General features: G+C 63.6%; 14 protein-coding genes. 9 read left to right on the top strand and 5 right to left on the bottom strand.

Features of this window, described 5'->3' with window-relative positions:
- The coding region (locus VMS96_15405; protein ID HVP44815.1) for an aconitase family protein at positions 1–452 on the top strand (452 nt) is incomplete at its 5' end.
- Complete coding sequence (leuD, locus tag VMS96_15400; GenBank protein HVP44814.1) at positions 430–1020, top strand: 3-isopropylmalate dehydratase small subunit; 591 nt, start codon at positions 430–432, stop codon at positions 1018–1020. The genes VMS96_15405 and leuD, both read left to right, overlap by 23 nt.
- Positions 1021–1064: 44 nt before the next feature.
- Here leuD and VMS96_15395 read toward each other — a convergent pair whose 3' ends face one another.
- The 3 genes from VMS96_15395 to VMS96_15385 are packed head-to-tail and all read right to left on the bottom strand — an operon-like array spanning position 1065 to position 2611.
- Positions 1065–2030: an NADPH:quinone reductase gene (locus VMS96_15395; protein ID HVP44813.1), complete on the bottom strand. Its 966-nt coding sequence runs from the start codon at positions 2028–2030 to the stop codon at positions 1065–1067.
- A 23-nt stretch (positions 2031–2053) separates the two neighbouring features.
- Positions 2054–2416: a cupin domain-containing protein gene (locus VMS96_15390; protein HVP44812.1), complete on the bottom strand. Its 363-nt coding sequence runs from the start codon at positions 2414–2416 to the stop codon at positions 2054–2056.
- Positions 2417–2455: 39 nt separating this feature from the next.
- Positions 2456–2611 carry a hypothetical protein gene (locus VMS96_15385; protein ID HVP44811.1) on the bottom strand — a complete coding sequence of 52 codons (156 nt, stop codon included), beginning with the start codon at positions 2609–2611 and terminating at the stop codon, positions 2456–2458.
- 169 nt (positions 2612–2780) lie between these two features.
- Between VMS96_15385 and VMS96_15380 the strand changes: the two genes are divergently transcribed.
- The 3 genes from VMS96_15380 to VMS96_15370 all read left to right on the top strand — a co-directional run bounded on the left by VMS96_15380 (position 2781) and on the right by VMS96_15370 (position 6349).
- Entirely contained in the window at positions 2781–3560 is a 780-nt protein-coding gene (locus tag VMS96_15380) for a methyltransferase domain-containing protein (protein ID HVP44810.1), read from the top strand.
- 107 nt (positions 3561–3667) lie between these two features.
- A complete protein-coding gene (locus tag VMS96_15375; protein HVP44809.1) occupies positions 3668–4111 on the top strand; it encodes a cytochrome c in 444 nt (147 codons plus the stop codon).
- A 183-nt stretch (positions 4112–4294) separates the two neighbouring features.
- Positions 4295–6349 (top strand): carbon starvation CstA family protein, encoded by a 2055-nt coding sequence (locus tag VMS96_15370; protein ID HVP44808.1) that lies wholly within the window; start codon positions 4295–4297, stop codon positions 6347–6349.
- A gap of 131 nt (positions 6350–6480) precedes the next feature.
- Here the strand turns inward: VMS96_15370 and VMS96_15365 are convergent, their stop codons facing one another.
- Positions 6481–7110, bottom strand: coding sequence for a hypothetical protein (locus VMS96_15365; protein HVP44807.1), 630 nt, complete (start codon positions 7108–7110; stop codon positions 6481–6483).
- Positions 7111–7221: 111 nt separating this feature from the next.
- On the opposite strand from VMS96_15365, the gene VMS96_15360 reads away from it, so the two are divergent.
- From VMS96_15360 to VMS96_15345, 4 genes are read left to right on the top strand one after another with little or no spacing between them, the layout of a single operon-like run.
- A complete protein-coding gene (locus tag VMS96_15360) occupies positions 7222–7503 on the top strand; it encodes a hypothetical protein (protein HVP44806.1) in 282 nt (93 codons plus the stop codon).
- Between the two features lie 8 nt (positions 7504–7511).
- Positions 7512–7778, top strand: a complete 267-nt coding sequence (locus VMS96_15355; protein ID HVP44805.1) for a hypothetical protein — start codon at positions 7512–7514, stop codon at positions 7776–7778.
- A 34-nt stretch (positions 7779–7812) separates the two neighbouring features.
- Positions 7813–8802, top strand: coding sequence for a TRC40/GET3/ArsA family transport-energizing ATPase (locus VMS96_15350; protein ID HVP44804.1), 990 nt, complete (start codon positions 7813–7815; stop codon positions 8800–8802).
- A 2-nt stretch (positions 8803–8804) separates the two neighbouring features.
- Positions 8805–9812 (top strand): ArsA family ATPase, encoded by a 1008-nt coding sequence (locus tag VMS96_15345; GenBank protein ID HVP44803.1) that lies wholly within the window; start codon positions 8805–8807, stop codon positions 9810–9812.
- A gap of 52 nt (positions 9813–9864) precedes the next feature.
- Here the strand turns inward: VMS96_15345 and VMS96_15340 are convergent, their stop codons facing one another.
- Complete coding sequence (locus VMS96_15340) at positions 9865–10419, bottom strand: hypothetical protein (GenBank protein HVP44802.1); 555 nt, start codon at positions 10417–10419, stop codon at positions 9865–9867.
- Positions 10420–10548: the final 129 nt, after the last annotated feature.

Genomic DNA, 10548 nt, shown 5'->3' with positions numbered 1-10548 from the left:
CGCCGGGCACCGCCATCGAGGACATCCATGTTGATTGCGTCTTCGTCGGCTCCTGCACCAATTCGCGCCTCGAAGACCTTCGCGCCGCCGCCGGCGTGGTGCGCGGATACCGCGTGCACCCCAAGGTGCGCGCCCTGGTCGTGCCCGGCTCCCAGGAGGTCAAGCGCAACGCCGAGAAGGAAGGCCTGCACGAGATCTTCCTGGCGGCCGGCTTCGAGTGGCGCGAGCCCGGCTGTTCCATGTGCCTGGGGATGAATCCCGACATCCTCGCTCCCGGCGAGCGCTGCGCCTCTACCAGCAACCGCAACTTCGAAGGGCGCCAGGGTCGCGGCGGACGCACTCATCTCGTGAGCCCCGCCATGGCGGCCGCCGCCGCCATCGCCGGACACTTCACCGACATCCGCGCCTGGGAATACAAGGAGGTGGCCGATGCAGCCTTTTCGCGTGCATGAAGGACTGGTGGCGCCGCTTCCCCGCCCCAACGTGGACACCGACCAGATCATCCCCAAGCAGTTCCTGAAGCGGATCGAGCGCACCGGCTTCGGCGAGTTCCTGTTCTATGACTGGCGCTTCACCACCGATGGCCAGCCGGTGGCCGATTTCGTCCTCAACCAGCCGCGCTATGCCGGCGCCAGCGTCCTGGTGGCGGGAAAGAACTTCGGCTGCGGCTCCTCGCGCGAGCACGCGCCCTGGGCGCTCGGTGATTACGGCTTCCGCACCATCATCGCGCCGTCGTTCGCCGACATCTTCGCCAACAACTGCGGCAAGAACGGGATCCTGACCGTGGTTTTGAGGGAGGGCAAGGTCGCCGAGCTCACTCGACGCGCGACCGCGCTACACGGTTATCGTTTGCAGATCGACCTGGAGCAGAAGCAGGTGCGTGACCAGAGCGGTTTCTCGGCCGCCTTCGAGATCGACGATTTTCGCCGCTTCTGCCTGCTGGAAGGACTGGACGACATCGGCCTCACCCTGCGCCACGAGGCCGACATCCGCGCCTACGAAGCCCGCTACAGGAAATGAGGAATGTCATCCCGAACGGCTTCAGCCGTGAGGGACCCGCTTTTCTAGGGCACCAGCACGATCTTCCCGTGCGCGCCGGTCGGCTTCATTACCTCTTCATGCGCACGCGCAGCCTCGGCCAGCGGGATCTCCTGGCCAACGATCGGGCGCAGCGTCCCGTTCTCCAGCCCGGCCACCAGCGCGGCGTGGATGCTGGCCATCTCCTCCGGCGGCACGTTGAACAGAGTCATGCCGATGATGCTCGCGTCGCGCACCATGGTGTCCCGCGGGTTGATCTCCACCGTGCCCCGGCTCCCGACCACCACCACGCGGCCGAATTTCGCCAGCATCGGCAAGTCCTTGCCCAGGTTCTTATTGGCGAGCATCTCCAGGATCACATCCACGCCTTTGCCGCCTGTCAGCCTGGACAGTCGCTCGGCCATGTCCGCCACGTGGTGGTCGAGCGCATGGTGCGCGCCTTCCTTCAGCACCAGCTTGCGCCCTTCCTCGGTGCCGCCGGTCGCGATGACGGTTACGCCGTGAGCCCGCGCCAATTGCACCGCCGCCGTTCCCACGCCTCCGGTGGCGCCGTGGATCAGCAACGTTTCGCCCGCCCTGATCTTCGCCTTGTGGAACAGCGCGCGATACGCGGTGCCGTACGGGATCCCCATGGCCGCGCCCTGCGCAAAGCTCACGTTCTTGGGCAGCGGATAGACCTGCGCCTCGCCGCACAGCGCCTGCTCGGCATAGGTTCCGGTCAGACTCCCGATGGTGTACACGCGGTCGCCTGCCTTGAAACGCGTCGCTCCCTCTCCCACACTCACGACCTCGCCGGCGCCGTCCATCCCCGGCGTGTACGGCAGGTTGGGTTTCATCGCGTAGGTCCCGGTGCGGATGTAGGTCTCGACCGGATTCACGCCGGCGGCGTGGACCTTCGCCACCACCTGGCCTGCCCCCGGCTTCGGGTCCGGCACCTGTTCCAGCTTCAGTTTCTCGGGACCGCCGAATTCATGGATACGGATAGCTTTCATGAGATTCCTCTTGCGCCTCGATGCTAGGCCGGTTGTGCATTGCGCAGGTACGCGTCGTTCTTCGTGAGCCAGTCCTGGCGCGGCGGATAGAAGACGTCCAGGTCCACGGTGTCTTCCATGGCCTGCGCCTTGTGCGGCATGTGCGGCGGGATGCACAGCACTTCGCCGGCATGCACCACGATCTCCTTCCCGTCGATCCAGAACTTCAGCGCCCCTTCCAGGACATAGGTCACTTGCTCATTCATGTGCCTGTGCTCGGGCACGATCGCGCCCTTCTTCAGCAGCACGCGCGCCAGCATCAGGTCTTCACCGGTGACCATCTGCCGGTCGATCTGCGGGTTCAGGTGCTCCAGTTCGACGTCTTTCCACTTGATGTACTTCAGCATGGGAACCTCTGTCGTGCGTCTTGCGAGATGCAAAGCTTTCTACGCCGTCGCGCCGTGCCCGCCAAGATACGCCTGTCGTACGTAATCGTCGTGCAGGAGCCTCTCGCTCGGGCCCTGGAGCACGATCCTTCCTGTCTCCATCACGTATCCGTAATGCGGGACCCACGCCTGCCACGCCCGCACCGCTCTTCTCATGACACGTTTCTCGCGCGGGGATTCCGACTAGTCTCGGGCCCTCGCGGCCTCCTTCTCAATAAGAAAACATCGTTCCACGATTCCGCTAAAATGGCGGAAATCATAGTCCGGCATGGAGTGTTGCACAAGTCTACGGGCGTGATTCCCAAGATGGGCCGCGCCTGGCCTTATGGACAATCGTCGGCAGATCCTCGAGCGCTTCAGTCAGCAGGCCGACCGTTTCGAGCGGCGCGGCTCCAGTGTCGCCAACCGCGACTGGGTCCGCTGGGGGGCCTCGTTGATCGAATTGCGGCCCGATCGCACCGCTCTCGACGTGGCCGGCGGCACCGGACTCCTGGGCCGCGCCGTTGCCGGCGGCTTGCAGAGTGTCATCGTCCTCGATCTCACACCTGCCATGCTGGAGATGGGGCGAACCGCAGCAGCCTCCGAGGGCGCTCGAAATGTCTCTTTCATGCGCGGCGATGCCAAGCGCCTGCCCTTTCGCGACTCTTCCTTGAAGATCGTGATGACCCGCTTCTCCCTGCACCACATTCCCCACCCCGAAGACGTGATCGCGGAGATGAAGCGGGTCGCTGCCGCCGGCGGGCAGATCGCGGTCACCGACATCATCTCGACCGACGTCCCCGCCGTCGCCGCGGAGCACAATCGCCTGGAGCGCCTGCGCGATCCTTCGCATGTCCGCGCCCTGACCCGCCGCGAGCTCGAGCACTTGTTCACCGACGCTGGTCTCACCATCCTCCGCAGCGATGCCCGCGACCTGGTGGCCGAGGTCGACGAGTGGCTCGCGCTCACCCAGCCGGCGGCCGATGCCGTCCGCGAGATTCGTTCTGCCTTGGAGCATGAGCTGCAGGGCGGACCGCCCACCGGGATGCGGCCCTCCATGCGCGACGGCCGCCTGATGTACGTCCAATCCGCCGTCGCCCTGGTCGCGCAGCCCTCGACAAAGTAGCCCGCGCGCCCTCGCGCGGGCCGGGGCGTCGGCTCACACCGCCTGGTGACCTCCATCCTTGAGTCTTGCCCGCCAGAGCGCGATGCTGATGTGGCGGAGATTCACATATGCGCATCCTTATTCCGCTCATCTGCGTTTCCCTGCTGTTTTGCGTTTCCTGCTCCGGCCCTGCCCAATCCCCGCCATCCGTCCAGGCGGCGCCACCGCAGGTGAAAGCGCCTGCTCCCCAAGCCATCTCCGGCCAGGCCATGTACACCGCCTACTGCGCCAGCTGTCATGGGGTGGACGGCAAAGGCGGAGGCCCCGCAGCCCCTGCCCTGAAGAGCAGGCTCCCCGACTTGACCCTGATGGCCAAGAAGAAGAACGGCAGGTTCCCTGAAGGAGATGTCTTCCAGGTGATCAAGTGGGGTGGCGGCATCGTCGGCCACGGCTCCAAGGAGATGCCGGTTTGGGGGATCGCCTTCCGCACGCTCAGCCCCAAAGATGAAGCGGAAGTGAACCTCCGTATCAAGAGCCTCATTCAATATCTGGAGTCGATACAACAGAAATGATCGGGCGTTGTCACGACCCATCGTGATGCCCATCACGGACTCGCGCCTGCGCAAGGAGGATAGTTCCCCAATCGGGAAGTGTGTGCCGCAACCGCTGCATCTTCTCGCCCCTGCGGCCGCCGCTCCCCGAGCTAACTTGGATTCTGGCATCCGGACTCATCTTCCGCCTGAAGGAGTTTCGCGATGAATATCCGCCTTTCTATCCTCATTCTCTTGCTGATCCCCATTCTTGTTGCCGGTGGCTTCGCCCTGACCCACAAGCCCATGAACGCCACCGTGATCGCAGTGCTGGGCGCGGTCATGATCTACCTGGCCTATACCCGCTACGCCCGCCAGATCGACCGCGACGTCATCCAGCCCGACAACAAGAAAGCCACCCCGGCGCGCATGTACATGGACGGCGTGGACTTCATGCCCACCAGCCGCAACGTGCTCTACGGCTATCACTTCAAATCCATCGCCGCTGCCGGACCCATCGTCGGGCCCATCGCCGCCGCCATGCTCTGGGGCTGGCTGCCCGCCTTGCTCTGGCTGGTGCTGGGGGTGACCTTCCTGGGATGGGCGAGCGATTACTCTGCCATCGTCGTGGCGGTCCGCAACGACGGCAATTCCCTCTCTGCCATCGCCCACAAGCTCATCGCCCCGCGCACCCGCATCATCCTGTTCGTTTTCATCTTCTTCTACCTGTTGCTGCTGGCGGGCGCCTTCGTCGGCATCATGGGCGGCATCTTCGACCCCCGCGCCGACGTTCCCTTCGGCATCTTCATGCTCGCCGTCATGGGCCTGCTCATGGGCCAGATGCTCTACCGCTGGAAGATGGACCTGATCCTGGTCACCTTCGTCGCGGTGGCGGTCACGCTGGCATCCATGGCTCTGGGCGCCAGGGGCATCAACATCGTGAAGGGCCAGACGCCCGACGGCAAGCAAGCATCGGCGCTGGTCTTCGCCGGCCCGGTGAACGCGGCGGTCGAAAAGCTCGGTAACGCCATCAACGGCCTCTCCGGCGGCCAGCCACTCTATACCGTGGTTGACCCCACCAGGTCCGACCCGCGCCTGGCGACCACGGTCGTCGCTCCCGACGGCAAGATCGTTCCCAAGTATGTGGACAAGGGCGCCATCAAGATGCTTCCATCGTTCCTCTTCTGGTGCCTGTTCGTCTTTGCTTTCTCCTATCTGGGGACGGTGCTGCCCATCTGGCGCTTCGCCCAGCCCACCAACTACATCGGCTTCTGGGTAACCTTCCTGACCATCGGCCTCTCGGCGCTGGGAGCCCTCGTCGGCGGTGTGCGCGCCCTGCTGGGCAACGCCGAGATGGCGACTGCCATCACCTTCCAGACCAAAGTCTTCACCACCCTGATGCCGGTGACCCAGGCTAAGGACGCTGCCGGCAACATCCTCCAGGCGCTGCCCGCTATCCAGCCGCTGTGGCCCATGCTGTTCGTGACCATCGCCTGCGGCGCCATCTCCGGGTGGCACGCCCTGGTCGGCTCCATCGGCACCGCGCGGCAACTCGAGTATGAGACCGACGCGCTGCCCGTGGGCGGCGGCGGCATGTTCTCCGAGAATGCTCTCGCTCTGCTCTCGCTGGTGGCGGTCTCCATCGCCGGCGGTGCGGGCGCGGGCGCATTCGCGGCCGGCGTCGGCAAGCTGCTTGGCATCGTCACCTTCGGCGCCATCGCCCCGGCTTACGGCACGGCCCTCGGCTTCGGCGTGTTCGTGGTCATCGTGCTGACCATGGTGCAACTCGTCTTCCGGGTCATGCGCGTGACCCTGGGCGAGTGGCTCGGCGATACCTGGGTCGGCTTCAAGAACCCGCACATCGCCGCCATTATCTCCATGGCCCTCACCTTCGTGCTGGTGCTGAGCGGGACCTGGATCTACCTCTGGCAGCTCTTCGGCGCCTCCAACCAGTTGATGGCGGCGCTCAGCCTGCTCATCGTCAGCATCTGGCTGAAGTCGTCGGGCAAGAATCCCCGCTACGCCTTCTGGCCGATGCTGTTCATGTACGTGACCACCATGGCCGCCATCGTGGTGACTGCCTACAACCTGTACGCCAGCATCCTGTCGAACCCGAGGATCGCGAGCCAGCTCATCAACAGCGTGGGCGCCGGACTGATGATCGTGGTCGCAGCCCTGCTGTTCCTGGCTGCCCTGGTCATCGCCTACGACGCCTTCCGCGCCTGGCAGAGACTGAAAGTGGCTCCGCCCAAGCGCGAGGTGGCGGTCGCCGCGGACTAGTAGAGAGTACGGAGGCGGGCGTCCCGCCCGCCTCTCTCGCTCTTTGAAAACTTAGCTCGTGTGGGACAGCCGCCTCGGCTGTGCGAGTTGGCAATGCCCACGTGGCGCGGCCGCTCTCGGCCGCGAGATGACTAGGACGACTGTGCGGTTGTACGGATCGCCTCGATCACTTCTCGTGCCGTGTGCTTGCATAGCTCCTCCAGCGGCCACTGGACTTCGAGGTTCGGTTCGCTGCGGCGCAACGCCACCCGCACCGGCGTGCACGCGTCCAGCGACGCGGCCCGCACTGCCGCGCTCGGGTCGGTGGAGGCGTGCGGTGCGAACGCCGTCAGCGGCAGCGGGGCGTTCACCTCCTGCCAGCCGTCGGCCTTCACCCGATGCTGGGCCGGCCGGCCGGACCATGAGGCGAGGTTGATTGCTTCGAACTCCCGTCGCGGGTTCGCGCGCAGCTCCCCGCGGAAGATGAACAGGTCGCGCCTTCCGCGCAACCGGGAGAACCACCAGATCAGGGGCACGTCGCGCGGTTCCAGCAGCACCAGCACCTGGGCGCTGTGGAACGGAGCTTTGGCCGCCTCGATCTTCAACTCGACCGCCGACGAGCCCAGCCAGCGCAGCGTGGCCTTCTCGCCGATCAGTGGCAGGCCGTCCTGCAGCCACTTGAGCACCGACTCGCCCTTGCGGACGTTCAAGTGGGTGCCCACGGCGAACCAGCCCACGACCAGGAGGACCACGGCGATGAAGATGCTGAGCTGCGGCGTCACGAGTTATGAGTTCCCGATGGGATTATCCCATCGGCTGGGACCCAGAAGGTGTGATGTCAATCACACGGGTTTTGAACTGAGTACTGAGTACCGAGTACTGAGTACTTCTTTATGGCAGATCGAAAATTGAGCAAGCTCCAGGTCATCCGCGAATTCTTCTACGGCCTTTACGCCTACGAGTTCGAGCGTCAGGCCCTGGAGATGCGCGGCGAACTGGAATCGGCGTTCATGCTCATCACCCTCGGCGACATGCTCGGCGTCCCCATCATCCCGCCGATCTACTCGCTGCGCGTGCTGCCCTACGTCGTCCCCCAGATTGCCGGCTGGAAGCGCCGCGTGCTGCGCGAGCGCGACCTCTCGGACAAGGAAGAGTTCCATTTGCACGGTGTTTAGGAGAACCCATGTCAGACGAAGAAAAACAGAGCTTCATCTCCAGGATCAAAGAGATCGCCTATGGCATGAGCGCGCACGACATGTCCCGTTACGCCATGCGCACCCGCGCCAGCATGGAGCATCTCTTCATCCTCATCACCATGGGCGACCTGATCGGTGTTCCCATCCTGCCGCCCTACTACTCATTGCGCCTGCTGCCCTACGTCGTGCCCAACATCGCCACCTGGAAGCGCCGCATGTTGCGCGAGAAAGACGTCGCCGACGCCATGTTCTGAACCGCATTTCATACCGGGCTCAAGAGGACTCATCATGTCATTGAGAGAATCGTTCGACCAAAATAAGGACCGCCGCTACATCATGTTCGGCGGCAAAGGCGGCCTGGGGAAGACCACCTTCTCCGCCGCCACCGCGTTCTGGCTGGCGCAGCAGGGCCACAAGGTGCTGGTCTTCTCCGTCGACCCCCAGGCCTCGCTCAGCGACATCTTCCAGCGGGACATCTTCGGCAAGGGGCCGGTCAAGATCATGGATAACCTCTTCGCCCAGGAGATCGACGCCGACTCCCACATTCACCAGTACCAGGGACAGATCCGCAAGAAGATCCTCGACATGTACGGCATGGACCAGGTGCCCGACGAGATCGAGCAGTACATCCAGGCCGCCTCCGCCGAGCCCGCCATGGAGGAATCCGCGATCTTCGACGCCGTGGTGGACATCGTGGTCGGGGGCGACTACGACTACTACATCTATGACCTGGTGCCGCTCGGCCACGCCCTCTACTACCTCTCCATGGCCAAGGTCTACGACGAGTGGATCAACCGCATCACCAGGCTGCGCGAGGAGATGCGCGAGCACGAGGAGATGGTGGCCCGCATCAAGCGCCAGAAGGTCACCGAAGAGGACCACATCCTCACCGAGCTGACCTACATCAAGAACCGCATCAACCAGTCCTCCGGCATCCTCACCGATAAAGCCAAGACCGCGTTCTTCTTCGTCGTAGTGCCGGAAGAGATGATCATCCTCGATACCGAGAAGGCGGCGCAGCTCTTCTCCAAGTTCGACGTGCCTATCGCCGGCTACGTCGTCAACCGCGTGCTGCCCACCGACCTCCTCCAGAAGCAGGTGCCCGCCTACCTCCAGAACCGGGTCAAGATGCAGGGCAAGTACCTGGATGAGATCGACCAGACCTTCGGCAAACAGGTCATCGGGCGCGTCCCCGAACTGGAGCGGGACGTCACCGGCCTGGCCATGATCGAGAAACTCGCCGGCATCATGTACGGCAACGGGAACGGGAGGCACTAGCCATGTCTGAGATCAAACAGAACCTCACGGAATTCGTCGCCGCACATCCCAAGCTGAAGTTCTCGTTCTTCGGCGGCAAGGGCGGCGTTGGCAAGACGGTCATGGCCGGGGTCACCGCCCTGCACTTCGCCCAGCAGGGCAAGCGCACCTTGCTGGCCTCCACCAACCCGGTACATAGCTTGAGCGGCCTGCTCGACCAGAACGTGTACGGCGCGCCCACCCACGTCACCGGCGTGCCTAACCTCTGGGCCTACGAGATCGACACCAAGGAGACCATCGAGCGCTCCAAGCAGGACATCAAGCAGAAGATCCGCTGGTTCCTGAAGTTCGCCGAGATCTCCACCCAGGCCGACGCTTTCGTCGAGAGCGCCACCATGAACCCCGCCTTCGAGGAATCGGCGATGTTCGAGAACATGGTCGAGCTCATGTTCAAGAACGAGTATGACGCCTACGTCTTCGACACCGCGCCCACCGCCAATGCCCGCCGCCTGCTGGGCATGAGCAAGGTGTATTCACTGTGGGTCAACAAGATGATGAAGTCGCGCGAGGAGGCCCAGACCCTGCGCGAACTGCTCTCCTTCACCAAGAAGAAGCAGGAAGACCCGCTCATGGATTACCTGCTGAAATTCAAGGACCGCATCAGCCATGCCCGCGACCTGCTCACCGACAAGGAGCAGACCGCCTTCTTCTTCGTCACTCTGCCCGAGGCGCTGCCCATCGCGGTCATCAAGCGCTTCATCAACTGGTTCCACGATTTCGGCATCCCGGTCGGCGGAGTCATCGTCAACATGCTGATCCAGAAAGACCAGGTGCGCGCCGACTCGCCCGACTTCGTGAAGAACCGCGTCGCCATGCAGGATAGCTACATGCAGGAGATCTGGCGCGATTTCGACAACGTGCGCGCCATCCTTCCCCTGCTCGACGACGAGGTCCGCGGCACCGCTGCCCTGGCCAAGGTCGCCGAGTTCGCCTTCGCCGAAGCCCCGGCCCTGGCCGGGAGTGCGAAGTAGGTCCTCAACCCTTCACCGTAGCGACGCCCGTCAGGGCGTCTTTTTTTCTTGGTCAGAACCGGCCGTAGCGTCCCTGGCCATACCAGAGCCGGATGTCATCTTCCACGCTGAAGACCGTCGATGGCGCCGCTGTATACTTCGTGTCCAGTTGAAACGCGTGCATTTCCAGAGGCACGGTCAGGTAGCTTCGGTTCTTCAGGAACGCTTTGATGTAGAGGTCAAAGTAGGGTTCCACCCCCAGCATCGTGAATTGAGCCGCATGGACCAGCGCGTGGAAGAGTCTCCTGTCGGCAACCGTGTCCCGGAAGAGTAGGAGGTCCCCGTAGGTGAGGGAATCCATATGCTCGACCTCGGGAAGAGGAAGATCCGGCTTGGCGATCGAGGCTATCAGGGATTCGGGGAGAGCAGGCATGGGCTTTCCATGCAACTCCACGATCCTGACCTTCTTGAGCAGTGAAGAGCAGAAGAATCCGGCCATCGATTCTCCCTGCTCCGCACTCAGGGGCGCCGATGACGGAAGGTACTGCTTCTTCTGCTGGCGGAGGTAGGCGGCGAATCCTTTGACCACCTTCAGAATATCGCCTTCGTCGAACTCTGCGTTCGCCACAGGTCTCCCTCCCTATGCTCCTCCCGCTTCCACCGGGATATTACGCTTGCGCAAGAGCTCGACTACCGCCGCGTAGAGCCGCGAGCGCTGTTCGTAGCGTTCGTGGGCCCGGGTGATGTAGCGCACCTG

It is taken from the genome of Terriglobales bacterium (assembly GCA_035543055.1).
Taxonomy (GTDB): domain Bacteria; phylum Acidobacteriota; class Terriglobia; order Terriglobales; family Acidobacteriaceae; genus JAIQFD01.
This window is presented reverse-complemented; position numbering and strand designations above follow the sequence as displayed.